The 24,674-nt window shown below is 68.8% G+C and carries 22 protein-coding genes; 14 read left to right on the forward strand and 8 right to left on the reverse strand.

All coding sequences use genetic code 11. The features are described from left to right. Window positions 1–16 precede the first annotated feature (16 nt). Together KF689_06205 and KF689_06210 are read left to right on the forward strand one after the other, a co-directional pair. A complete protein-coding gene (locus tag KF689_06205; GenBank protein ID MBX3132963.1) occupies window positions 17–1,075 on the forward strand; it encodes a saccharopine dehydrogenase NADP-binding domain-containing protein in 1,059 nt (352 codons plus the stop codon). A gap of 5 nt (window positions 1,076–1,080) precedes the next feature. Then, window positions 1,081–1,260, forward strand: coding sequence for a hypothetical protein (locus tag KF689_06210; protein ID MBX3132964.1), 180 nt, complete (start codon window positions 1,081–1,083; stop codon window positions 1,258–1,260). Here the strand turns inward: KF689_06210 and KF689_06215 are convergent. After that, window positions 1,257–1,529, reverse strand: coding sequence for a hypothetical protein (locus tag KF689_06215; protein ID MBX3132965.1), 273 nt, complete (start codon window positions 1,527–1,529; stop codon window positions 1,257–1,259). The two genes, KF689_06210 and KF689_06215, sit on opposite strands and share 4 nt — an antisense overlap. A gap of 105 nt (window positions 1,530–1,634) precedes the next feature. Between KF689_06215 and KF689_06220 the strand changes: the two genes are divergently transcribed. Together KF689_06220 and KF689_06225 are read left to right on the forward strand one after the other, a co-directional pair. Continuing rightward, window positions 1,635–2,177 carry a DinB family protein gene (locus KF689_06220; GenBank protein ID MBX3132966.1) on the forward strand — a complete coding sequence of 181 codons (543 nt, stop codon included), beginning with the start codon at window positions 1,635–1,637 and terminating at the stop codon, window positions 2,175–2,177. Between the two features lie 45 nt (window positions 2,178–2,222). Beyond that, window positions 2,223–4,703 (forward strand): U32 family peptidase, encoded by a 2,481-nt coding sequence (locus KF689_06225; GenBank protein ID MBX3132967.1) that lies wholly within the window; start codon window positions 2,223–2,225, stop codon window positions 4,701–4,703. Here KF689_06225 and KF689_06230 read toward each other — a convergent pair. After that, window positions 4,700–7,351, reverse strand: a complete 2,652-nt coding sequence (locus KF689_06230; protein ID MBX3132968.1) for a PAS domain S-box protein — start codon at window positions 7,349–7,351, stop codon at window positions 4,700–4,702. The genes KF689_06225 and KF689_06230 overlap by 4 nt on opposite strands. Window positions 7,352–7,424: 73 nt before the next feature. Between KF689_06230 and KF689_06235 the strand changes: the two genes are divergently transcribed. Then, on the forward strand, window positions 7,425–9,500 hold the full coding sequence (locus KF689_06235; GenBank protein MBX3132969.1) for an ATP-dependent DNA helicase RecQ: 2,076 nt from the start codon (window positions 7,425–7,427) through the stop codon (window positions 9,498–9,500). On the opposite strand, the gene KF689_06240 is transcribed toward KF689_06235, so the two are convergent. Together KF689_06240 and KF689_06245 are read right to left on the reverse strand one after the other, a co-directional pair. Then, complete coding sequence (locus KF689_06240) at window positions 9,501–10,532, reverse strand: hypothetical protein (GenBank protein MBX3132970.1); 1,032 nt, start codon at window positions 10,530–10,532, stop codon at window positions 9,501–9,503. Beyond that, window positions 10,532–11,554 carry a DUF4956 domain-containing protein gene (locus tag KF689_06245; protein MBX3132971.1) on the reverse strand — a complete coding sequence of 341 codons (1,023 nt, stop codon included), beginning with the start codon at window positions 11,552–11,554 and terminating at the stop codon, window positions 10,532–10,534. Before KF689_06245 ends, KF689_06240 begins: the two co-directional genes overlap by 1 nt. A 112-nt stretch (window positions 11,555–11,666) precedes the next feature. On the opposite strand from KF689_06245, the gene KF689_06250 reads away from it, so the two are divergent. The 6 genes from KF689_06250 (at window position 11,667) to KF689_06275 (ending at window position 18,094) form a co-directional block, all read left to right on the forward strand. Then, on the forward strand, window positions 11,667–13,316 hold the full coding sequence (locus KF689_06250; GenBank protein ID MBX3132972.1) for an alkaline phosphatase family protein: 1,650 nt from the start codon (window positions 11,667–11,669) through the stop codon (window positions 13,314–13,316). A gap of 72 nt (window positions 13,317–13,388) precedes the next feature. After that, a complete protein-coding gene (locus KF689_06255; GenBank protein MBX3132973.1) occupies window positions 13,389–14,606 on the forward strand; it encodes an acyl-CoA dehydrogenase in 1,218 nt (405 codons plus the stop codon). 281 nt (window positions 14,607–14,887) lie between these two features. Beyond that, on the forward strand, window positions 14,888–16,552 hold the full coding sequence (locus KF689_06260; protein ID MBX3132974.1) for an Rne/Rng family ribonuclease: 1,665 nt from the start codon (window positions 14,888–14,890) through the stop codon (window positions 16,550–16,552). A 238-nt stretch (window positions 16,553–16,790) separates the two neighbouring features. After that, window positions 16,791–17,108: a 50S ribosomal protein L21 gene (gene rplU / locus KF689_06265; GenBank protein ID MBX3132975.1), complete on the forward strand. Its 318-nt coding sequence runs from the start codon at window positions 16,791–16,793 to the stop codon at window positions 17,106–17,108. Window positions 17,109–17,126: 18 nt separating this feature from the next. Continuing rightward, on the forward strand, window positions 17,127–17,384 hold the full coding sequence (rpmA, locus tag KF689_06270; GenBank protein ID MBX3132976.1) for a 50S ribosomal protein L27: 258 nt from the start codon (window positions 17,127–17,129) through the stop codon (window positions 17,382–17,384). A 143-nt stretch (window positions 17,385–17,527) separates the two neighbouring features. Further along, entirely contained in the window at window positions 17,528–18,094 is a 567-nt protein-coding gene (locus tag KF689_06275) for a hypothetical protein (protein ID MBX3132977.1), read from the forward strand. 44 nt (window positions 18,095–18,138) lie between these two features. Here KF689_06275 and KF689_06280 read toward each other — a convergent pair whose 3' ends face one another. Together KF689_06280 and KF689_06285 are read right to left on the reverse strand one after the other, a co-directional pair. Next, window positions 18,139–18,450, reverse strand: a complete 312-nt coding sequence (locus KF689_06280; GenBank protein MBX3132978.1) for a hypothetical protein — start codon at window positions 18,448–18,450, stop codon at window positions 18,139–18,141. 42 nt (window positions 18,451–18,492) lie between these two features. After that, entirely contained in the window at window positions 18,493–19,128 is a 636-nt protein-coding gene (locus tag KF689_06285; protein MBX3132979.1) for a glycerophosphodiester phosphodiesterase, read from the reverse strand. Between the two features lie 47 nt (window positions 19,129–19,175). On the opposite strand from KF689_06285, the gene KF689_06290 reads away from it, so the two are divergent. The 3 genes from KF689_06290 to KF689_06300 are packed head-to-tail and all read left to right on the forward strand — an operon-like array spanning window position 19,176 to window position 20,819. Then, window positions 19,176–19,730 carry a sigma-70 family RNA polymerase sigma factor gene (locus tag KF689_06290; GenBank protein MBX3132980.1) on the forward strand — a complete coding sequence of 185 codons (555 nt, stop codon included), beginning with the start codon at window positions 19,176–19,178 and terminating at the stop codon, window positions 19,728–19,730. Then, window positions 19,720–20,277 carry a zf-HC2 domain-containing protein gene (locus KF689_06295; GenBank protein MBX3132981.1) on the forward strand — a complete coding sequence of 186 codons (558 nt, stop codon included), beginning with the start codon at window positions 19,720–19,722 and terminating at the stop codon, window positions 20,275–20,277. Before KF689_06290 ends, KF689_06295 begins: the two co-directional genes overlap by 11 nt. Further along, on the forward strand, window positions 20,277–20,819 hold the full coding sequence (locus KF689_06300) for a hypothetical protein (GenBank protein ID MBX3132982.1): 543 nt from the start codon (window positions 20,277–20,279) through the stop codon (window positions 20,817–20,819). Before KF689_06295 ends, KF689_06300 begins: the two co-directional genes overlap by 1 nt. 3 nt (window positions 20,820–20,822) lie before the next feature. Here the strand turns inward: KF689_06300 and KF689_06305 are convergent, their stop codons facing one another. Next, complete coding sequence (locus KF689_06305) at window positions 20,823–23,456, reverse strand: response regulator (protein MBX3132983.1); 2,634 nt, start codon at window positions 23,454–23,456, stop codon at window positions 20,823–20,825. 8 nt (window positions 23,457–23,464) lie between these two features. Then, window positions 23,465–24,643, reverse strand: coding sequence for an ABC transporter substrate-binding protein (locus tag KF689_06310; GenBank protein MBX3132984.1), 1,179 nt, complete (start codon window positions 24,641–24,643; stop codon window positions 23,465–23,467). Window positions 24,644–24,674 lie beyond the last annotated feature (31 nt).

The raw sequence follows: 24,674 nt of genomic DNA on the forward strand, positions 1-24,674 counted from the left end.
CGCGCGGCCGCGTGTGATGTCCACAAGCGCGTTCGTCATTTACGGGGCCACCGGCTACACCGGGCGGCTGATCGTCGCGGAAGCGCTGGCCCAGGGGCTGCGGCCGGTGATTTCCGGTCGCGATGCCGCATCGCTCGCGGTGTTCGCTGCCGAGACGAGGCTGGAGTCGCGCCCTGCTTCCCTCGACGATCCGGTGGCGCTCGACCGCGCCCTCTCCGGAATGCGCGCGGTCCTCCATTGCGCCGGCCCGTTCCACCGGATGGCTGGCCCGATGCTCGAGGCCTGCCTGCGCAATCGCGTGCACTATCTGGATATCACCGGCGAGATCGCAGTCTTCGAGCGGATGGCGGCGGCAGACGCAGAGGCGCGCGAGGCTGGCATCGTCGTGCTCCCGGGCGTCGGCTTCGACGTCGTCCCCAGCGACTGCTTGGCCGCGCACCTGAGTCGCCGCCTGCCGGATGCCGCCTCGCTGACGCTCGCGTTCACCGGAGGCACGGGCCTCTCCCGCGGCACCGCGACGACGATGGTCGAGGGGATCGCGCAGGGCGGCGCGCTGCGTCGGGGTGGACGCCTCGTGAGGGTGCCAGCCGCGTACGCTACGCGCGAGATCGACTTCGGTGACCGCACGCGCCACTGCGTGACGATCCCGTGGGGCGATGTCTCCACGGCGTTCCACTCGACCGGGATCCCCGACATCGCGGTCTATACCGCCGTGCCGCGGAAGACGGTTCGGTTGATGCGCCTCGCGCGCCCCCTGCTGCCCTTGCTGGGTATGGCGCCGATGCAGCGGCTGCTCAAGGCGCGAATCGCGGCGCGGACGCCCGGGCCGAGTGCGGAACGGCGTGCGGGCGCGCAAAGCCGTCTCTGGGGTGAGGCGACCGCGCCGGATGGTCGTTCGGCGCAGGCCCGAGTCGTCGCGCCGGACGGCTATACACTCACGGCACTGACGGCGGTCGCGGCGGCTGTCCGCGTGGCGGAGGGCACAGTGGCCGCGGGATTCCAAACGCCCTCACGCGCCTTCGGCGCGGACTTCATCCTGACGATACCTGGCACCGCGCGAGAGGACCTCCCGTGATCCCGGTGCACACGGCCAAGCTCGTGCTCGCGCTCGCGGGGGTGTTGGTGTTCTTCGTCGGGGCCAAGCTCGGCCTCGAGTGGTTGCGGTGGGCGGGCATCGCGCTCGTGGCCATCGCTTGGTTTCTGCGCTTCTACCGTTCGCGCAGGGCGCCGGACCAGCCGCCCGCAGCGCAGTCGCCTTAGCCCTTGAGCCGGTAGGGATCCTTCACGTCGCTGGCGCCGGCGCGGGCGCCGAGCCCCACCGACAGGCCAAAGGCAATCGCCGTCGGCGCTCCGACAAACGGCAGGAGCCAGACGACAGGCCAGGCGAGGACCATCGCAGCGACTCCGGCGACGATGGCGGCACCGCCCGTCAGGGCGGCATCGACGTAGCGCAGACGCTCGCGGACGAATCGGCGAGCGGTCGCGTAGCCAAACCACGCCACGCCCAGGGCAATCAGGGTTCCAATCATTGGTATAGCCTCCGTGTGGGGCCCTACGCCGCCGTCCGGAGGGCGGTTTCGCCCCGTCACCGTCCGCCCTTGTTCGCAGGCAGTCAGGGGCTGAGATTCCTGCCTATGAGCATCGGTGACCGGCGCGTCCAAGTACTCGAGCAGGAACTCGCGGCGGTGCGTCGTGAATTCGAGGCGGCGCTCGCGGCGGTGCCCGAGCACCAGCGGCACGCGGCGCCGCCGGGGCAGTGGACGCCGGCCCAGATCGTGTGGCACCTCGCCAAGGTCGAGCGCGGCGTCGCCCGCCTGCTCGAGCGCAAGAACGCCGAGATCGGCCCGATGGCGACGGTGCCGCCGGGGCCGTCGGTGCACGGCGTCCTGAAGCTGCTGGACAAGTTCACGTTTGCCGATCGGTCGCGGAAGCTCACTGCTCCGGAGGGGCTGGCGCCGCCCGGTGAGGTTGACCTGATTGCGGAGCGTGGGCGTTGGGCGGATGGGCGCGTGCAACTCTTGGCCATCGCCTACGAGGCGGGACCGCGGCTCTCGCTGATTCGCCACGACCATCCGTTCTTCGGGCCCTTCGATGGCTGGCAGTGGGTCCTGATGATCGCGCGGCACGAACAGCGGCACCTGCTCCAGATGCTCGAAGTCGTCGCCGCCACCAAGTAGCGCGCGGCACGCTTCGGCCCCCGCCGGCGCGGTTAGATTGCCGGGGTGACCCGTCGTCCGATTCCTGAACTGCTCGCGCCTGCTGGCTCGCTCGACGCCGTGCGCGCGGCCGTGGCCAACGGCGCCAACGCCGTGTACTGCGGGGCGTCCAAGTTCAATGCCCGCGACGATGGCGCCCAGCTCAGCCTCGACGAGCTTGAGCAGGCCTGCCTGATCGCGCACGAGCGCGGGGCGCGCATCTACCTCACGCTCAACATCCTGATCAAGCCGCAGGAGATGGCGGACGCGCTCGCCTACCTCGGCGAGTGCATCGACCGCGGCGTCGACGCCGCCATCGTCCAGGACATCGGCCTCATCCGGATGATCCAGCGGGTGTACCCGAGCTTCGAGATTCACGGATCCACTCAACTCACGGTCCACGACGAGAGCGCGGCGCGGGTGATGGAGCGCCTGGGGATCGATCGCGTGGTGCTCGCGCGCGAGAACACGCTGGACGACATCCGGGCCATCCGCCAAGCAGTACCGAACCTCGGGCTCGAGACTTTCGTGCACGGGGCGCTCTGCATCGCGTACAGCGGACAGTGCTATATGTCCGGGATGATCTCCGAGCGCAGCGCAAACCGGGGCTCCTGCGCGCAATCCTGCCGCAAGGACTACGTGCTTCGCGACGCCGCGACGGGCGCCGAACTGGACCGTGGCTATCTCATCTCCGCGAAGGACTTGGGCGCGTGGGAGCACCTAGCCGAGCTTGCCGAGGCGGGCGTCGGCTGCCTGAAGATCGAAGGCCGCAAGAAGAAGCCCGAGTTCGTCGCGACGGTCACGAAGGGCTACCGCGAGTTCCTCGGGCGGGTTGAGCAGGGGCGCTTCGCGGCACCGAGCTTCGAGGAAGTGCAGCCGCTGGTGCAGATCTTCTCACGCGGCTTCACCGGAGGGATGTACGGCGGGCGCGAGGGACGCGGCTACATCACGCGCACGCAGCCGGACAACCGCGGGCTCGAACTCGGCACCGTCGTCGGCTTCGAGCACGGCGAAGTCATCGTCGACGTCCGGGCGCCGATCGCCGAGCGCGATGGGCTCGGCTTCGAGCCGCCGGCCGGCGGGCATCTCGAGAGCGTCGGCTTCGCGGCGGGTCCGGTGCGCACCGTGCAGCACAGGGACGGCATCTGGCGGCAGGCGATCAAGGCGCGCAAGACAGTCCCGCTCGGCTGGACGGTGGTGCGCAACGCGCAGGTGTCGCTGCTCGAATCCGCGCGGTCCACCTACGAAGGGCTGGGTGTGGGCAAGCGCCGTCGCGTGGGGCTCAGCATCAGGTGCTTCGGGTCAGCCGGGGGACCGCTCAAAGCGGTCTTCGTCGCAGGGGAGGATCGCGTGGAGGTCCGCAGCGACGTCCCGCTGGCCCCGGCGCAGAAGCGCGCATTGGACGTCGCGCAGTTGCGGGAGCAGTTCAGCCGGCTCGGAGAGTCGCCCTTCGTGCTCGGCGAACTCGACGCCGGAGGCGTGGCGGCCGGGCTCTTCCTGCCCGTGTCGGAGTTGAATCGGATGCGCCAGGACGCCGTCGCGGCGCTCACGGAGCGGCGCGGCTGGGAACTCGGGACTGCGCTGGCCGAGCGGCAGGCGGCGATCGGCGCGGCGTTGCAGGTAGCGGCCGCGTCGGTGCACGAACCAGCCCAGGCGCCGCAGTTGGTCGCTGAAGTCTGGCGCACGGCGGACGCCGATGCGGCGCTTGCGGCAGGTGCCGATGTGATTGTCTTCGACCCCTTCCTGCGCCACCCGTTCTCGAGCGTGCGCAGCGTCGAGGCGCTGGCCGATCGCGTGGCCGTGGCGGGCGCACAGTTCCGTCTACGGCTCCCGACCATCGTGCGCCCCGAGGACCGCAAGAAGCTGGACAAGTGGCTGGCGATGGGCACTGCGTTGGTGACCGGACATCTCGGTCACCTGGCGGAGTTCGCTGCGGCGGGGCGCGAGGTCTATGCCGACTATGCGGTGAACTGCTTCAACGTGCAGGCCGCGCAGGAGCTGTTCGCGCTCGGTGCGAAGGGTATCACGGCGTCGGTCGAGCTCACCGCCGACGAGATCGGGCAGCTGGTCGCGCCTTGGGGCGGAGCGGGTTTCGAGGTGTTCCTCCACGGCCGCCCCGAGGGGATGACGCTGGAACACTGCGTGCTCAGCGCCGCCTTCGATCGTACGCCGACGCATTGCCGCGACCTCTGCACCAAGCAGCACGTCGATACCCGCCTGACCGACCCGGCCGGTTACGAGTTCCCTGTCGCAACAGACTACGCCTGCCGCAACCGGCTGTTGCATTCGCGTTCGATCGAAGGCAGTGAGTTCCTTCCACAGTTACTGGCGATGGGAATCCGGTCGTATCGGCTGGTCTTTAACGTGCCAGACGATGCGGTCGCGGCGCGCGTGGCGGCGTACCGCGATGCGCTCGATGGTGCGGTGTCGGGCGCGAAGCCCTCGCGGAAGCCGCGCGCGGTGCTCGGTGACGCCGTGACCCGCGGGCACTTCGCGCGCGCAGTCTAGGCCGTCGGTTCCCGCGCCGGCGCCGAGCCCAGCACCGCGCGCACCGAGGTCGCGAGGTCATCGAGCGAGAACGGCTTCGGCAACAGGCGCGCACCGGAGGGAGTGCCGTTGGTCCAACGCAGGGCCTCCTGGCTGAAGCCCGAGATGAACAGCGCGGGCAGCCCGGGCCGCTCGGTTCGGATGCGCGCCACAGCGACGTCGCCGTGGATGCCTGGCATCATCAGGTCGCTGACGATGGCATCGATGCGCTGCGTCGGATCCGACGCGATCTCCACGCCGGTCTCGCCATCTTCAGCCACGAGCACGGTGTATCCCAGCTTGGTGAGCAGCTTCATCGTCACGTCGCGCACCGGAGCTTCGTCTTCCATCAGCAGCACCGTCTCACCGGCGAGCGCACGGGGCAGGGGCGGTTTCGCCGGGGGCGGGGAGGCTTCGTGCGGTGCCACGATGCGCGGGAGGAACAGTGAGAAGGTCGTGCCGCGGCCGGGAACTGAGCTTACCCGGACTTGACCGCCCATCTGCGAGACGGCCCCGTAGACGGTGGCGAGTCCGAGACCGGTTCCGCCGCTGCTGCCCTTCGTCGTGAAGAACGGTTCGAAGATGCGCTCGAGGTGCTCGGCCGCGATGCCGACGCCGGTATCCTCGACGTCCACGCGCAGCCACTCGCCCTGGTCGAGGCCGTGCGAATCACGGCTGTCGAGGCTGACGCCGTAGTTCGTCCCTTTCACGCGCAGTGTGCCGCCTTGGGGCATCGCGTCCCGGGCGTTCACGGCGAGGTTGACCATCACCTGCTCGAACGCCGTGGGGTCGGCGCGGATGGACCACAGCGTCGAGGGGAGGTCGACGTCGAGGTGAATCGTCGGGCCGAGGAGCCGTCGCAGCAAGGGTTCGAGCTCGGCCACGCGAGCGGGGACGTCGAGCAGCCGCGGTTCGATGAGCTGCTGCCGAGCGAACGCCAGCAGGCGGCGCGTCAACTCGGATCCGCGCTTCACGGACTGCCCGATCTCGTCCAAATGGGCCGCCACCTCCTCGTCCTCGAGCCCGCGCTCACGCAGGAGCGTGACGTTGCCCACGATGGCCATCAACAGGTTGTTGAAGTCGTGGGCCACCCCACCGGCCAGACGGCCGATGGCTTCGAGGCGGCGCGCCGAGACCAGTTCGTCTTCGAGGCGCCGCCGCTCGCGCACGTCGCGCAGCGAGACGATGAGCCGTTCGCTCCCGTCCGCTTCGGTGTACGGCCGCGAGACGCCTTCCAGCGGCACGTACTCGCCGCTGGCGTTGCGGACGCGCAGCGGGACCACGGTCGGCACGGTCGGGTCGTGTGCCAGCGAGCGCTGAAGGGAGTCCGCTACGGTGGGGACGTCCTCCGGATGGATGAACTCTAAACCGTTGCGGCCGACCAACTCATTGTGGTCGTAGCCGAGGATGCGGCCCACTGACGGGCTGGCGTACTCCACGAGCACGTCGCCGCGAATCTGGAAGATCATATCGCTCGCGTTCTCGATCAGCGAGCGGAACCATTCCTCGCGCCGGTCGAGCTCGTGCCGTAGGCGTTCTTCCTCCGTGGCATCGTGCGAGAGCACCAGCACGCCGATGATCCGGCCACCTTCGCGCACCGGCGAGAATCGCACGGCGTAGGTGCGGGGGGCCTGACCCCGAACGAACGTGAACTTGGCACGGCGGACCAGCGCGTCGCCTTGCAGCACGCGCGTGAATGCCTCGTTCCAGAACGCCGCTGTCCACTCGTCCATATGCGGCACGATCGGCAGTCCCGGGGCCAGGCGCACGCCTCGACCGAGCTCGACGAGCTCGAGGAAGCGCGAGTTCGCGCTCAAGAGCTTGCCGTCCGTATCCACGATGAAGACCGGGTCGGGACTCGTGGCCAAGGCCGTCGCGAGCGCAGCCTCGCTGGCCGTCGCCGTGCGCTCGGCGGTGCTTCGCGCCTCAGCTTCTTGAACGGCGGTCTCGCGCTCCACTTCCAGCAGCGTGATGAGCATCCCGCTGCCCATTCCCACGAGCAGCAGCGGCAGGCCGCCGAAGGTGAGGAATTGGGCGAGGATCGGACTGGGGCCGAGGAAGTGCGTCAGCGGTTCCAGGAGCCGCAGTGCGGCGTAGGCCAGGAGGCTGCCGGCTAGCAGCGTGCGGGCCAGGCCGGTGGTTTCCGTGCGGAAGCGCAGCAGTTGCAGGCCCACCGCCGCATAGCAACTGCCCCAGGCGAGCGCGAGCAGCGACACGCGGACGAGGTACAGCCGCATCGAGGCATCGGATCGCGGTTCCACGGGCACGAAGAGCAGTACCGCCGCCGCGCCGAGCACGACCGTGAGCGCGAAGACCCTCCACGACGGTCGCGGAGTGCCGGGGGCACAGAGCGTGCGCATTCCCGCCTCGAGCCGCGTGAGATGCCACCACGCCGCACCGATGGACAGCACCGAGAAGCCGATTCGCCAAGGCGCGAGTGCAGTCGCGTTGACGGCGATCAGTGCGAGACCTGCGGCCAGTGCGTAGAGGCCTAGTGCCACCCAGGTCCACATCCACTCGCGCACGTACGGGCGATCGTGCCGCGCGGCCAAGTCGCGGAACGCCAGCGCGAACCCGATCGCCACCGCGACCAGGAGCCCCGACGCTGAGACGAACAGCGGGATGCGCACGAATGGAAGATAGCGCCGGCCCGCCGGCAATGAAGCGATGCCACGGCCACGTGCCCAGCGACTATCCTTCGGCGTGCCCGCAACGAGCCCGCCTCCCACCATCGCCGACGCCCGCGCCGCCCTGCGTGACCGCTTCGGCTTTCCCGACTTCCGGGCGGGGCAGACACAGGCCGTCGAATCCGTGCTCGCGGGGCGTGACACGCTGGTCATCCTGCCCACGGGCGGAGGCAAGTCCCTCTGCTACCAGGTACCGGCGCTGGTCCTCGACGGGCTGACGGTGGTCATCTCGCCGCTCATCTCGTTGATGAAGGACCAGGTCGACGCCCTCGTCGCCCGTGGACTCGCGGCCACCTACATCAACAGCACGCTCTCGGCCGCCGAGGTCAGCGCCCGGATGGCGCGCGTGCAGCAGGGTGAGGTCAAGCTGCTGTACGTGGCGCCGGAGCGCTTCGACCTCGGCCGCGCCGCCGAGCGCCTGCGCGATATCGGGGTGACGCTGCTCGCGGTGGATGAGGCGCACTGCATCAGCGAGTGGGGGCACGACTTCCGGCCCAGCTACCTGCGCGTGAAGGAGGTGCGCAAGCGGCTCGGCAATCCGCCCACCGTCGCCCTCACCGCCACGGCAACGCCCGAGGTACGCGAGGACATCGCGCGGCAGCTCGAGTTGGCCGATCCGACGGTGGTCATCACCGGCTTCGACCGCACCAACCTCGCCTATCACGTCATCCCGGCCAAGAACGATGCGGCCAAGGACGAGGCGCTCGTCGAGCTGCTCCGCGAGCATCTCACCGCACACGCAGAGGGTGTGGCGATCGTGTACGCGTCGACGCGCAAGACCGTCGAGCGCATCGCCGGCGTGCTGACGAAGGCCAAGCTGCCGGCCCTCGCCTATCACGCCGGGCTCGACGACGCGCATCGCGCCGACGTCCAGGACGCGTTTATGAGCGAGCGCGTGCGCGTCATCGTGGCGACGAATGCCTTCGGGATGGGAATCGACAAGCCCAATGTGCGACTGGTCGTGCACCACGCGATGCCCGGAACGCTCGAGGCCTACTATCAGGAAGCCGGACGCGCCGGCCGCGACCGCCTGCCCGCCACGGCGATCCTCTTGCACGCATTCCCCGACCGCTTCACGCACGAATTCTTCATCAAGGGAGCGCTCCCGGAGCGTGAGACCGTCGCCAACGTCTATCGCGCGCTGGTGAAGGCCAGCGGCCGGGATGGCATCGTCACGGCGAGTCCGGCCGAGATTGCCGCAACGGCCACGGGGAAGGTGAGCGACCGCGAGGTCGAGTCCGCGATGCGCATCCTCGGGCGCGCGGGCGCGCTGGCGGTCGCAGATGCCTCGCGCACGATGGCGAACGTGCGCCTGCTCGCGACGCCCGAACGGATCAAGGCCGAGTTGTCGGAAGCGCAGGATGGGCTCGCGCTGGCGCTGCTGCGTTCGCTCTGGAAGCGCGCGAAGGGTGGCTTGCATCGCGGCCTTGTGGCCGACCTCGACGCCCTGCCGCCCGGCGTTGGCGGCGCGATGGGCGCGATGCCGTTGCTCGACGCACTGCAAGCCAAGCAGATGCTCGTCTGGAACCGACTCGGCGAGGGCATCACGCTCACCGATGCGAGCCGGCCGCTCGAGGACTGGCCGGTGGATTGGGCAGGGCTCGATCGCCGCCGCGGCGCCGAGCTGCGCAAGCTGGAGATGGTGCAACAGTACGCGTACACGAAGTATTGCCGCCGCGCCTTCGTGCTCCGCTACTTCGGCGATCCGGCCGCGAAGCCGCGTTGCGACAACTGTGACCGCTGCCTCGGCTTGGTGCACGAGCAACGCGTCAGCGCGACGCCCACGCAGCGAACGCGTGCGCCGCGCGAGCGTGGGCGCGACGGCAAGGCGACGGCCGGGCGCGGTGGCGCGACCGAAGCGCCGCTGACCCGTGAGGAAATCGCGCGCTTCGACGCCCTGAAGTCGCTGCGTACGCGCTTGGCGAAGGAGGAGGAGGTGCCAGCCTACGTCATCTTCCCGGACCGAGCGCTACGCGGCATCGCCAAAGCCAACCCCGCATCCATCGCCCAGCTCGGGGCGGTGTCCGGCGTCGGGCCGGCGCGGCTGGACCGCTACGGCCGCGCCGTCCTCGAGGTGCTGCAGGCGACCTGACTAGTTCCCGTGCCGCTGGCAGACGTCGATGATTTCGCGTTTGAAGCGGCGCGGGTCTTCGAGAATCGGCCAGAGCTGATCGAGATACGCCTTGGCCTCCGCGAGGCGTCGCGGGTCCTGTCCCGGCAGTGGGGTGTTCCAGAGACTGTCCAGCGCCGGCCGCCGCGACTGGAAGTATGCGATCGTCGGCGCCCACTGCTCGGCCGTGCGGCAGGGGCCGCGGTGCAGCCGCTGCCGCACCGTCCGGATGCCGAGCGTCGGGTTCGGCGACGCGTAGCGCGGATTCACCAGCCCCGTCCAATCGAAGTCGTACGCGACCGGTCGGTAGGCTGCCGACTCCGGCGAGCGGAACATCACGATGTTGTGCAGCCCGGAGACCGACCAGTCGGTGTTGCCGATGGCGTACTCCCAGAGCGAGATGCGGTCGATGTAGGGTCCGTCGAAGACGTCCCAGAGCGCCCCCTTCTGCTCGAAGACTTCGAGCTTGTGCTCGTCGGCGACTTCTTCGTCCGTCTCCATAAAGAAGGCCGTCACGGCAATCGGGCGACCGCGACCCGCAGAGTCCACGTAGGTGACGTTCGCCAGCCGCACCCGATGGTGCACGCTGTCGATCAGCGCGTAGCTGCGGTACGCGAGGTACTCCGTATAGATGTACTGCTGATAGTCCGCATTGGCCGGTCGGCAGGGCGTGACGATCTTGAGGCGCGGATTGCCCTGGAGGATCGTCCCCTCGCGGACGTCGCGCGCCGCACGGATGAACAGCGGGGGGAACGTGCAGTTGTTGGTCTGGCGGCGGAAATGTCCGCGGGCGCGCAACTCCACCGGCATCGTCCGGACGTTACCGTCCGCCTCCACCCACGTGAGCTCCGCACCGAACCAGCGCAAGCGTGTCGAGTCGCGCTCGCGCGTCAGGTCGCGCAGGTTGGTCGTGAGCGTGACGGTGATGGGCGCCTCCTCGCGAAACATCGGCTGCGAGGCGAGCGGTGCCGCAGAGAGCAGGCCAAGAACGAGAAGCGCAGCAAGACGGGGCATCAGCGGATTTCCACGCCGCGCAGCGGCGAATCGGGGAGACGGCTCAGGTCGTCGGAGACGACCCCGGGCGTGACGGTGGGCGCGAGCGTGACGCCGTACTCGAGGACCCGGACGTCGTTCTCGCGCACGCTCCCGAGGAATTTCCACTCGGCGAACAGTGCAGGGAAGAGCGGCTCGCAGCGCGCGCGGGCCGCGTCGGCGTCTACCGCGCGGAGGCGCAGCAGCTTGTCGTAGCGCGGCGCGCGTTCCGAGACCGAGTCCTCCTCGGCGAGGTCGGGGTCGTTGCGCTTGCGGCGCCGCCAGGCGCGGTCGGCCAGTGCCTCGAGTTGCTCCGGCGACATCGACTTCAGCACCTCGTCGTCCATCTTGGCGATGAAGGTGCCGGTGCGACTCGCGATAGCGAGCGCCTTCTCGAGCCGCTTTTCGGCCGCCTTGCCCTCCAGCGCCATCGGGCGACCGAAATCAGACCACCAGAGGATGAGCATCAGGACGTTGAACCCAATCGAGATGGCCCAGGCCACCGATGGTGCGACGGCCGCGGCCATCCCGACGCCGATGACCACGAAGATGCCGGCCGCGTCCTTGGAGTCGTCAAGCGAGGTGCGGAAACGCACTGCGGCGACGATGCCACCCAGCGAGAAGGCCAGTGCCAAGGAATGCTTGACCAACACGACGATTCCCGCCGCGACCACCGGCAGGATCAAGTACGTCTGCACCACCGATTGTTGGAAGCCCTTCTTCCGCCGCGTCAGGGTGTAGATCCACGCGACCGGCAGTGCGCTGGCGAAGGCCGTGATCATCGCGATGCTGGCGGCCAGCGCCGTCGGGATGCTCGCCGGAGCCCGCTCGCCGACCGGCGGGGCGCCTCCGACGAGTTCGGCCAGCGTCTCGCCGCCGAGGACGCCCCAGCCTGCCGCCGAGGTGCCGCGCAGCACCCACGCGACGCCGCCGCAGAGCGCGTAGTACAGCAGCGTGCGCGCGTACACATTGCGCCAGACGAAGGATCGCGTGATGTCGGCCATTGGGTGGGGACGGAGGAATCGCCACGAAACTGTGACGCCGGCGCGTGCGGGGCAACTGCCACAGACCGGCGACAGGGGGTAGAATACGAGCGTCCCCCCACAGAATCTCGCAATGCGCCTCTCCCGCCTCGCGCCGCTCCTGCCGCTCCTCCTCGTTTCCGCCGTCCCCGCCTGCGCGCAGGGGCGCGGTCAGCCGACGGCGGTGGCCGCGCCGGCGGAGGTGGCCCCGACGCCGCAGGGTCCGCGCCCTCGCCTCGTGATTTTGGTGACGGTGGACCAACTGCGTCCTGACTATCTCACCCATTGGCGTGAGCAGCTCACCGGTGGCTACAAGATGCTGGTGGACCAGGGCCGCTTCTTCAGCGAGGCCGTGCACGACCACGCGGTGACCGAGACGGCGCCGGGCCACGCATCCACGCTTTCTGGGCGTTTCCCGTACAGCACCGGCATCGCCAGCAACTCGGCGGGCGTCAACACACAGGCGGCGCCACTCATCGAGAGCGACGGCGTCGGCGCCTCGCCCTTCCGCTTCAAGGGCAGCACGCTGGCTGACTGGCTCGCCGCGGCTGATCCGCAGACGCGCGTGCTCTCGGTGGCGCGGAAGGATCGCGGCGCCATTCTCCCCATCGGGACGGCGCGGCGCGACGTGTACTGGTACGCGCAGCGCTCCGGGAAGTTCACCACCAGCACCTACTATCGCGATACGCTGCCCACCTGGGTGCGCGCCTTCAACGACGAGGATCACGCCGGCACGCGCTACGCGGGGCAGACGTGGAACCTCCTGCTGCCCGAGGCGGCGTACCCAGAGCCTGACTCCGTGCCCTTTGAGAGTCGCGGGCAAGGTTTCCTGTTCCCGCACCAGCTTCCCGACGACCCCGAGCTCGCGCGCAACCAGATCCTGTCGTTCCCGTGGATGGACCAGATGACGCTGGACTTCGCGTGGCGCGGCATCCGCGAGATGGACCTCGGTGGTCAGGCGAACCGAACCGATCTCTTGGCAGTCTCGTTGTCCACGACCGACGCCGTCGGCCACCGCTGGGGGCCGGACTCCCGCGAGTTGCACGACCAGGTGCTGCGCGTGGATCGGATGCTCGGCGCGTTCCTCGATTCAGTCTTCGCCCTGCGCGGGCGTGACAACGTCGTCATTGCACTCACGGCCGACCACGGCGTCGCGCCGATCCCCGAGGTGCGCTCGCGCTGGGGAGACAATTCCAAGGCTGGCCGCTTGAACACGGGCTCGTTCGAACGAGTCATCCAGGCCGTCGCACCAATGGTTCAGCGCGCCGGAATCCCCGGCGACGCGGTCCAGCTTGATTGGGGCGTGCTCGAGGTGGACCGGAGCCGCACGCAAGGCAAGGAGCGGGAGTTGCTGGCCATCGCCCGCGCCTTCGCGCGCGAGGCGCGTCGCATTCCGGGCGTGATGCGCGTGGACGTCATCGACGACCTCGCTCGTGTCGACACCGTGCGCGACACCTACGCGCGGCGCTGGTTGCATATGTTCCGCCCGGGCGGCGAGGCGCTTGCCGTCGTCACGCTCGAGCCGTACTGGCTGGCGGGCACCGGTTCGATTGCAACCCACGGGTCACCACACGACTACGATGCGAAGGTGCCGGTCATCTTCTGGGGCGCTGCCTTCGCCGCCGGCCTCGACACCGGCTCCGCCCGCGTCGTGGACATCGCCCCCACGCTGGCGCAGCTCCTCGGCATCACCCCGTCTGAAACGCTTGACGGTGTGGTGCTCAGTCGAGCCTTCAAGCGCTAAGTCCTCCTCGCAGTCAGGACGGAAGCGTGAGCCTCCCGTCTTGTCGCTTCCGTCTTCCGTCCTCCGTCCTCAATGCACGACAGCATCTACTTTGAAGATCACCATCTCGCGACGCGCGAGATGGTCCGCGCCTTCGCCCGGGAAGAAGTCGCCCCGGTCGCGCGACAGTTCGACGAGTCCCAGGAGTTCCCCTGGGACAACGTCAAGAAGATGGCGGACCTCGGCCTGCTCGGAATTCCCTGGAGCGAAGAGCTCGGCGGGGCGGGGCTGGACACCATCTCGTTCATCATCGCCATCGAGGAGTTGGCTCGCGTCTGCGCCTCGCACTCCATCACCATCTCGGCGCATACGACGCTAGGCACCTCGCCGATCGTGAACTTCGGGAGCCGCGCCCAGGTCGAGCGTTTCGTACCGACGCTTGCGTCGGGCTCTGTACTCGGCGGCTTCGGCCTCACCGAGCCCAGTGCCGGCTCCGACGCCGGCGGCACGCAGTCGCGGGCGGTCAAGAAGGGCGGCAAGTACGTCCTCAACGGGACGAAGCGCTTCATCACCCACGGCGGCGTCGGTGAGGTGTTCGTCGTCACGGCGGTGACTGACCCCGCGGCCGGGACCAAGGGCATCTCCAGCTTCATCCTCACCAAGGACACCTGCGACCTCGAGGCGGCGGCCCGCGTGGGGATGGGGCACGACCCCAGCTTCGGCGCGATGCCCGGATTCCGCGCCGGTAAGAAGGAAGACAAGCTCGGCTGGCGCGCTTCGGACACCCGCGAGCTGATCTTCGAGGACGTCGAGGTCCCGGCCGAGAACCTGCTCGGCGAGGAGGGGCGCGGCTTCATCAATTTTATGAAGACGCTCGATGCCGGGCGCATCGGCATCGCGGCGCTGTCGCTGGGCGTGGCACAGGGCGCCTTTGAGCAGGCGCTGGAGTACACCGGCGTGCGGAAGCAGTTCGGCAAGCGCATCGCCGAGTTCCAGGGCGTGCACTTTCAGCTCTCCGATATGGCGACGGAAATAGAGGCGGCGCGCCACCTCGTCTACCACGCTGCCTGGCTCAGCCAGCACGGACACCCGTACTCGAAGGAAGCCGCGATGGCCAAGCTCTTCGCCTCGGAGTTGGCGATGCGCACGACCATCAAGGCCATCCAGCTCCACGGCGGCTACGGCTACACCAAGGACTATCCCGTCGAGCGGATGATGCGTGATGCCAAGATCGGGGAGATCGGGGAGGGCACGTCCGAGGTACAGCGGATGGTGATTGCCCGGCAGCTGATCAGCGACCTAGGTCGCTAGGGCGCAGCGGGTTTCGTCCTTGCGAAACCTGACGCGAATGCCTACCAATAGAGGGTCAATCGTCACTTCCAGCGCCCCGCTCCGGCGGGGCGCGTTCCGTACCGGGCGGATTCGCCCGGCCCTCCCGAGGTCCGTTCCCCTGATGCTGGATCGTACGCAGCGCCGACTCCAACTCTCGGTCGTCCCGACCGCCCTGCGTGGGCGGCTCGTTGGGACGCGCCGGGCGGTGGCTGCGTGGCCGATCCTGAACGGCTCCGGGAGCTCTCTCTCCCAGAACATCGATGAAGCGCGAGATCCTGATCAGCGCGACCCAGCGGGAAATCCGGGTTGCGATCCTCGAGGACGAACAGCTCGTTGAGTTGCAGGTCGACCGTCCCGAGAACAAGCGGATGGTCGGAGACATCTATCTCGGCAAGGTGGAGGCGGTGCAGCCCGGGCTGCAGGCGGCCTTCGTCGGTATTGGCACCGAGAAGAGCGCCTTCCTCCATAACTCCGACCTCGCGTACGACGAGGACGGGGACGAGGATGACGACGAGGATGAAGACGAGGACGACGCCCCCGGCGCGGATGGCGCGGAGCCGGACGCTGGCGCGGACGCCGACTCCTCACCCGCGGAAAGCGAATCCGGCAACGGCAAGGACGGCGGCAAGGGCCGGGGTGGCCGTCGCGGTCGTGGTCGCCGGCGTCGCAAGGAGCCGCCGCAGATCCAGGACGTCCTGAAGCGCGGCCAGTCGCTCATCGTCCAGGTCAGCAAGGAACCGATCTCCACCAAGGGCCCCCGCGTCACCGCTCAGGTGTCGTTGGCCGGGCGCTTCCTGGTGTATATGCCGTTCGCGCCCCGCCGCGTGGGCGTCAGCCGCAAGATCGGCGAGCGCGCCCAGCGCCAGAAGCTCCGCGAGCTGGTGGAGGCCGTGCTGCCGAAGGACGCCGGCGGCGTCATCGTGCGCACCGTGTCCGAGGGCGTCACGCAGGAGACGTTCAAGCGCGAGCTGGACACGCTCATCGGGCAGTGGACCCGCATCAACAAGAAGCAGAAGTTCGTCGGGAACCCGCCCAAGCTGCTGCACCGCGAGACGTCGCTGACGCGCGGCATCATCCGCGACCTCTTCTCGGCCAAGGTCGATCGCCTGACCGTGGACTCGAAGCAGGTCTACAACGAGATCATCGAGTACCTGACGGGGATCGCGCCGGAGCTCGTGGAGCGCGTGCAGCTCTACGAAGACAAGATCCCGCTCTTCGACAAGGAAGAGATCGAGCCGGAGATCCGCGACCTCTTCAAGCGCCGCTGCGACCTGCCGAGCGGCGGGTACCTCATCATCGAGCCCACCGAGGCGTTGGTCTCGATCGACGTGAACTCCGGCCGCTTCACCGGCAAGAAGGATCCGGAGAAGACGGTCACGCGCACCAACATCGAGGCGGCGCGCGAGATCGCGCGGCAACTGCGGCTGCGCGACGTAGGCGGCATCATCGTCTGCGACTTCATCGATATGGAGACCAAGGCCAACCGCGACCGGGTGCTGCAGGAGCTGCGTACGCACCTTGGGCGGGACCGCGCCCGGACGAAGGCCTACGCCGTCAGCGACCTCGGGCTCATCGAGATGACCCGGCAGCGGGTGCGGCAGAGCCACTTCCACGCGATGACCGAGACCTGCCCGATCTGTAACGGGTCAGGCCGCGTGTTCACGGCCGAGACCATCGTGCGGCGGATGGAGCGGGCTGTGCGCCGCCTGGCCAGCGAGGGCCGGCGCGAGAGCATCATCGTCAAGCTGTATCCGGAGACCGCGATCTACCTGCTCGAGGAGGAGAAGGATCTCATCAAGCGGCTGGAGAAGCAGGTGGGGTTCGGCGTGGAGATGCGGGATGATCCGTTGCTGAAGCCGGATGAGTTCAAGCTGCTGGTGAAGGGGGCGGGGCGGGACATTACTTCCCAGTACGCGGTTGCTTGATTGCGCGGCAGGTTGAGAGACGGGAGAGGGGGAGGAGGGTGACGGTAGGGAGATGGGAGAGGGGAGACGGTTGGGAGAGGGGAGACGGTTGGGAGAGGGGAGACGGCTGGGAGAGGGGAGACGGCTGGGAGAGGGGAGATGGCACTCCTAAACGCCCTTACCGCAAGCACTTGACCCAAGCCTTTCGCTCTACTATTCTTCGAGGCTCGCTCCAATCCTTACCAGCAGAGTCTCCTCTATGTCGTACGCCATCTTCCGCTCCGGCGGTAAGCAGTTCCGTGCCGAGAAGGGCACCACCTTGCGTCTGCCGACCCTGCCGGGTGAGGCGGGAGCGACGGTCGAGTTCAACGACGTGCTGCTCGGCTCCGACGGCAACAACGTCAAGGTCGGCGTGCCGACGCTGAAGGGCGCGACGGTCACGGCCGAAATCGTCAAGCACGGTCTCGGCGAGAAGATCGTCGTCTTCAAGTTCAAGCGCCGCAAGAACTACTCCAAGAAGCAGGGCCATCGGCAGGGCTTCACCGAAGTTCGCATCCGCGACATCACCCTCGGCTGACCGGGGAGAGAGGATACAATGGCACATAAGAAGGGCGTCGGCTCCTCCCGTAACGGGCGCGACTCCAACCCGCAGTACCGCGGCGTGAAGAAGTTCGGGGGTGAGAAGGTGATTCCCGGCAACATCATCATCCGCCAGTGCGGGACGAAGTACCACCCGGGCAACAACGTCGGGCTGGGCACGGACTACACGATCTACTCCCTCATCGAGGGCGTGGTGAAGTTCGAGCACAAGTCCAAGGACCGCTTCAAGGTCTCGGTTTACCCGGCCGCGTAGATTCGGTCGCAGGGTTCGCGGGTACGAGGGGGCCGCTCAATCGAGCGGCCCTCTCGTCTTGTGGAGATGCGATTCCAACCTGCGGATGCGTGCGGGTGATGATCGGTGTGCCGCGAGGGTATGGTCACTCGGGAGGAAGGACTATGTCGTGGACACGCCTAGGGTTCGTATTCAGCATCTGCGCATTGTTGATGTCGCTGGTACGCAGCGCGGGTGCTCAGGTGCGGGAGCCGCGGTGGCAAGTCGGCGTGTCGCTGGGTGCGGAGGTGCCGCATCGCGGGCAAGAAACCGTGTGGACAGGGGAAGGCGCCGCGTTCGACGGCATTCTCGGGTATCGGTACGCTCGGGAGGCGGACCGCTGGATTTCGGCGTCGATTTCGCGAGGCGAGAAGTATTGCCCGGATTCTGGGGTTTGCGTCGTCTCGAGCCTGGTCGGTGTCGGTGTGTTGCACGGCTGGCGGCGTCAGCTGTCCTCCCGGTTGGATGCCGTGCTGGCCGTTGGCCCATCCTACGTGCTCCAAGGCGATCAGGAGGTCGGCCCCTCATCTGCTCCGCTGACCCGCTGGGCCCTGACGGCGCGCGGCGAACTTGGGGTGCGGGTGGTCGGCCCACTGCACGTGAGTCTCGTGCCGCGCGCCTCCGTGCACTTTCCGGAAGGGAGCACGGTGCGCCGTGCCTTCTCGATGGGGGTTGGTCTCCGCTACCAATGACGCTGCGGTAGCTGAGTGCCGGCGCCTGGTGTTCTCCGCGCCAGTCAGCCGTCAGTCGGCGGCGCGGGGTCCTGTGGGACGTCGCGGTGCAGGGCCTTGGCCAACTGCTCCTCGAGCGCCTTCGCCTCAGCTTCGTGCTTCGCGAGGCCGCCGTGCAGGTGCTCCAAGGTCTCTGCGGCGAGCTCGGATCCGTCACGCTTTGCCCGATGCACTGCGTAGCCTAGGGCTTGGGCGGCCTTGTCGGCCTGCTGCCGCACGCGGAAGAGCTCGATCCGCAGCTTGCCCTCGTCAAGCGCGCCCTTGGCGGCGGCGCCGGCCTTGTCCACCTCGGCCTGAATCTTGTCCCAGAGTCCCATAGCCAGTGGTACGCGCGGGGACGGGGCCGGGTTTCCGCGGCGCTAGGCCCCGAGGACCCGGCGGGACAGCGCCACGTCGTCGGTGCAGATGGCATCCACGCCGATCCGGCCGAGGCGCTCCATCACCTCGGGGTCATTCACGGTCCACGCCACGATCCGGCAGCCGGCTGCGTGGGCGACGTCGACGAGTGCCTCGTCCACAAAGGGCCACTGCCGCCAGAGATCCCTTCCGCCGACCGCCTTCAGGGCGTGCAGCGCATCCACCGGATACGAGACCTCCAGCACGCCGCGTGGGATATCAGGGGCCAGACGCCGCGCCTCGGCCACCTGGCGGTGGTCGAAGGCGTGGACGGCGGCGCGGACGCCGCTGGCCGTGATGGCAGCGAGAGTGCCTGGGGCGCACCCGGGGCCCTTCAGCTCGGCGTAGGCCGTGAGGCCACGGTCCCGGTGCAGCGCGAGCACTTCGTCCAGGGTCGGCGGAGCGGCCGGGCCGGTCGGGAGGGCGGCACCCGACGGCAGCGGGTCGTGGTGGATTCGCAAGACGCCATCCCCGTGCAGGTGGACGTCGAACTCGCAGCCGTCGGCACCGAGCTCGGCGGCGCGCTCGAATGCGGCGAGAGTGTTCTCGGGGCGCTCGCGGGAGGCCCCTCGGTGGGCGATGATTTCCGGTGTCGGCACGCGACTAGTTTAACGCAGGCGCCGCGCCGGCGTCCGACCTAGCGAGGATGACATTGCCCGTCCCCAGCCACCCAGCGACCGACGCGGAGTTGATCGCCCGATGGCAATCGGGGGACCAGCGGGCCGCGGCATCCTTGGTGGAGCGGCACAGCCAGCCGCTGGCGCGCTTCGCGGCCAGTCTGGGCGTGCGGGACGAAGTGGACGAGTTGGTGCAGGACACGTTCGTGCGGGCCTTCCAGGCATTGGAGAGCTTCCGGGCGGACAGCCAGTTCCGGACGTGGCTGTTCACGATCTGCAAGCGCCTGTTGTTGGATCGCCGGCGGGCGGAGCGGCGACGACGGGACGTGGCGGAGGTGGACGAGCGCGACGCCGCGACCGAGTACGACGCGCTCGATGCGCTGGTGGGAGATGAGCTGGCGGAGCGAGTGCGGGATGCCGTGAATGGATTGACAGCGCTGCAGCGCGAGGTGTTCACGCTGCGGGTGAACGAAGGGATGGCCTACGCCGAGATTGCGGCGGCGGTAGGGAGTACGGAAGGCGCGTGCCGAGTGCATTACCACAACGCCCTGCGGGCGATCAAGGAGCAACTGCGTGACGACTGACTGCACGAACGAGACGATGCGAGACCTGCTGCCGATGCTGGCGGCCGGGACGCTCGGCGCGTCCGAGGCCGCGGCGCTGCGGGCGCATCTTGCCGCCTGCGCCGCTTGCCGTGAGGAACTCGCGATCGTCGAGACGGCCGGGCGGCTCTTTGACGCGGCGACGCCGGTGATCGACACGGCGGCCGTGCTGGCGAAGTTGCCTGCGGCTCCCGGGACCCGGCCAGCCCTGCGGGTGCTGCCGTCGACGCGTCGGGTGTTCGGCCTGCCGCGCTACGTCCTCGCAGCCGCGGCGTCGCTGACACTCGTGGTGACGCTGTCGTTCGCCGCGTTGCAGCATCGCAGCAGCATCGGTGTTGACGGCGACGTGGTGTCAGATAGCGGCGTGCCCGCGGTGCCGGTGGCAATGCTGGGGGGCGGTGACCTTGGTGACCTGAGCGCCGCCGAACTGCGTGCGCTGCTGGCAGAGCTCGACGTCATCGAGGCGACGGTGTCGGCCGAGCCGTCGCGTGTGCAGGTGCCGCTGGTCGCGGCGCCGGAGGAACTGTGATGCGCTGGATGCGGAGTGTTGGGGTCCTCGTGCTGTTGCTCCTGTCGACGGCGTCGGCCGGGGCACAGCGTGCGACGGACGCCGAGCGGGATTCGCTGGAGTCGCGGGTGCGCGCACGGATGGCGCAGATGATGCGGACCCAGCTCGGCCTCAACGACGACCAAGTACGCCAGTTGCAGGCGACCAACCGGCGCTTTGAAGGGCAGCGGCGGGCGCTCTTCGAACAGGAGCGCCGCGTTCGAGCGGAACTGCGCACGGCGCTGGACGCCGCCACGCCGGACCAGGAAGCACGCGTGGGGACCTTGCTCGACCGTACGCTCGCGCTGCAGCGGCAGCGGCTGGAACTGACGGAGGCGGAGCAAAAGGAGCTCGCCACGTTCCTGACGCCGACGCAGCGAGCTCGACTCTACGGGATCGAGGAGCAGATGCGCCGCCGAATGGACGAGATGCGTGACAACCGTCCCCGTCCGGGTCAGCCCCCGGGCGGGCGGCGACCGTTTGCAGACGGGCCGCCGGCGACGCGGCGTCCCCCGCAACTGTAAGGCCTAGCGCGCGCGCTTCACGAGACTGGCGACGGCCTCACGCAGCGCCGTGAGTTCGTAGGGCTTCTGGAGGAAACGCGTGCGGCTGTCGGGTTGGGCGGAGCCGAGTTCGTCGGGTCGGTCGTAGCCGCTGGCGATGATCGCCGGCATCTCCGGATGCGTCCGGCGGATCTCGTGCAGCAATTCGATGCCGTTCAGGCCGGGCATCGTGATGTCGAGCATCACGAGGCTGAGCATCGACTGGTATTGTCGGAAGCGCGCGAGCCCGTCCGGACCATCGACGGCCTCGACGACCTTGAGACCTTGGCGCTCCAGCGCACGGCGGGCGACTGACCGCAGCGCCTCCTCGTCATCGACGACCAGCACCACGCCGCTGCGGCTGCCGGTGGGCGTCGTGGACGGCACTTCTTCGTGGGTCTCGGTATGCTCGGCGGCGGGGAGGTACACATCGAAGCGCGTGCCGGCCTCGGGGGCCGATGTCACCCGCAGGATGCCACCGAACGACTGCACGATGCCGCGGACGGCACTGAGTCCGAGCCCGCGTCCATCACGCTTGGTGGTGAAGAAGGGATCGAAGATCCTCGCTTGGACATCTGGATCCATCCCTTGGCCGGAGTCGCGCACCGAGAGATGGATCCAGCCCGCAACCGGAGGCGGTCCCTCCCACGATTCCTCGGGCGGCAGTGTGCTGAGGCGTTCCGCGAACAGAATCACGTGGCCGGGGAGGTCGCCGATGGCCTCGGCCGCATTCGTGAGGAGGTTGAGCGCGACCTGTGAGAGCTGCGACGGATCGGCTTCGATCCACAGCGGCTCCGCGAAGCCCTCGATGTCGAACTCGATCTTCTTGCTTTGGGCGGCGCGCACCAGCGGCACGATCTCGGTCAGCACCTTGCGCGCGTCGAGGGCTTCCCGGCGCAGGCTGGCGCGGCCGGCGTAGGCGAGCATTTGCCGCGTGAGGTCGGCGGCGCGGCGGGCGGCGGTCGCGACCTGTTCGAGCGCCTCGCGCGTCTCGTCCTCGTTCGCGGCCCCGGCGCGCAGCAATTCCACGTTGCCGAGGATGGCGCCGAGGAGGTTGTTGAAATCGTGCGCGATGCCGCCGGCCATAATGCCGAGACTCTCGAGGCGCTGTTGCTGCTGGACGCCGGCGTCGCGCTCGCGGCGCTCGACCTCGAGGCGCGTACGCTCCGTGAGGTCGGTGGCGACGGCGCCGGTGGCGTAGTGCAGGCCCTCGCCGTCGCGCAGCGAGAAGGCGACCACCTGCCAGGTGTGCATTTCGCCGTCCAGGTCGAGTGCGACTTCCTGCGTGACCGGAATGCGGGCATCGCGCGCGGCGTCGAGCAGCGGGAGGATCGCATCGCAGAAGACACCGCCGACGTCGGCGAGCGGCCGGCCGATCAGCGCCCCAGCCGTCGTGCGTGCCAAGGCGGCGAGGCGCGCATTCGCGAGGCGCAGGCGTCCGTCCAATCCGACGACGAGCACGACGGTGGTGCTGTTGTCGACGACATCCTGGAGCAAGGCGCGGCTCTCGTCCGCGTCAGCGAGGGCACGGCGTGTCACGGCGACTTGCTCCTCGATCTCGCCATAGAGGCCACGTAGCCGCGCGGTCATCCCATTGAATGCGGCTGCGAGGCGGCCGATCTCGTCTTCGCTCGTGACGCGGGCGACGGCGTTGAAGTCGCCGGCCGCCACGCGGTCGGCGGCGTCGGCCAGTTCCAAGACGGGCTCGGTGAGCCGCCGGGCAATGGCCACGACGCCGAACGTGAGCAGTGCCGCCACGAGCAGGCCCACGAAGAGTGACCGCGCGAGCAGGGCCCGCGCTGGCGCGAAGGCACGATCCTGCGGCGACTCGAGGATCAGCGCGAGCCGATGTTCCGGTAGGTAGCGCCACGCCCCGATGACGGGGCGGCCGGCGTGGTCGAGATAGAGCCCTGAGCCAGTGCCGCCGATGCGGCCGCTGTCGATGGCGATGCTGTGCGCCCCCCGCCGGGCCTCTGGCCGCCCGAAGCGGTCTGCCGAGACGAAGTCGGCCAACGGGCTCACGAGATAGGCGTCGATAGGAACCCCATCCTGCGGCTTGGCGATGACGCGCTCCATCTCATCCAGCGACAGGTGGGCGGCAAGCACCGCGCGCGCGATCCCGTCGGCGCCGCGTATGGGAGTGGAGACCGTAAGCGTCGGCCGGCCGTCGCGCGGGCTCGGGTAGATGGGCTGCGTGAACGGGCGGTTGCGGCCCTCGAGATAGAACTGCTGGTTGACGGCGTAGCTCCCGATGCGCGCCGGATCGCTCGAGTAGGCGACGCGTCCGCCGGGCACGCTGAGGATCATCAACTCGTCCACGGCAAACGCGCTCCGGCTGATGCGCCGGGTGAACGGTGCGAAGTTTACCGTGTCGCCGGCCGCGGCCCGCTGTGTGCCTGGGAGCGACGCCAGGAGGGCGAGCGTCTCGCGATGGCGGGTTAGCCACTCAGTGAGTTCAGCGGCGTCTTCGCGGGCAGACTCCTCGAGCTGGTCGAGCAGGCGGTCGCGTAGCGCCGATTCCGCCGACCGGTACGAAACCACCGACGCCAGCGACAGTGTGCCAAGGCTGAGCGCCAGGAAGGCGACGCTGAGCCGGACGCCGAGACGCCGCCGAAGCACCGACGCAATCATCGGGAGGGCGGGGGGACCGAACTGCGGACGCCGAGGCCGTCGGCGCGCAGTTCAAGCAGGGCGGCGCCGCGCACGGGATCGTTGCTGCCGCGGAAGTCATACGTGGTGACCGCTCCTTCGTGGCGGCCGAACCACCGCAGCGAGTCGGCCAGCACGGTCCCGTCGCGGCTGCCGGCACGCGCCATCGCTTGCGTGACGAGATGGATGGCGTCGTAGGTCGCCGCGGCCGTCGCGCGTGGCGGCTCGGCATCCATCGCGGTCCACGCCGCGTGAAAACGGCGCGCGTTGACCCTCGTGGTGTCGCGGTCCCAATTGCCCACAATCAACGAGCCCTGCGCGCCGGGCACGCTCGCCAATCCGCGCACGTCCCAGCTGTCAGTGCCGAGGAAGCGCCCGCGGAAGCCGAGGCTGCGGGCCTGGCGCATCTGCGTCGAGTCGCCGGTCACGAAGTTGGGGAGCAGCAGCGCTTGGGGATCACCGGCGAGGAGCCGTTGCAACTGGGGCCGATAGTCCTCCGGGCCATCGATGTCGTATCGCTCGAGGGCGACGATGCGGCCGCCGAGGGTCGTGAAGGTCTGCGCGAAGAGCGCTGAGATGTCGCTGCCGTACGGGCTCGCAGCATCGTGCAGGATGGCGGCGCGGCGGATGCCCAGTGAGTCATAGGCGAAACGCGCGAGCACCTCGCCTTGGAACGCATCGAGGAACGCGAGGCGGAAGACGAACTGCCGGCCGGCCGTCACGAGTGGATTGGAGGCCATTGGCGCGATCATCAGAATCTCTGCTTCCTCGGCCACCGCACCCGCAGCGATGGCGAGGGTGCTGATCTGGGGGCCGATGATGACGTCGACAGAGTCGAGGTTGATGAGTTGGCGCGCGCCCACCGCGGCGGCATCGGGACGGTTCTCCACGCCAACGTCCACCAACTGGAGGCGGTGCGCTCGTCCGCCGATCTGCACTCCGCCGCCGGCGTTGATTTCGGCGATGGCGATCTCGGCACCGCGGCGCGCGGGGATTCCCGACGAGCCGCCCATCGCGCCGACGTACACCCCGATTAAGCCGATGCGGATCGGCGGAGGCTCCGTCGGCCGGCAGCCGACCCCCAGCAACGCGGCACAGCCGAGCGCAACGGCAGCGCCGCTGCGGAGACGTCGGAAGGGTGTGAGACGCGTGTGCATCGCGGGGTACCGGCGGAAGGGAGAAATCTAC

This window comes from Gemmatimonadaceae bacterium (genome assembly GCA_019637355.1).
Lineage (GTDB): Bacteria > Gemmatimonadota > Gemmatimonadetes > Gemmatimonadales > Gemmatimonadaceae > Pseudogemmatithrix.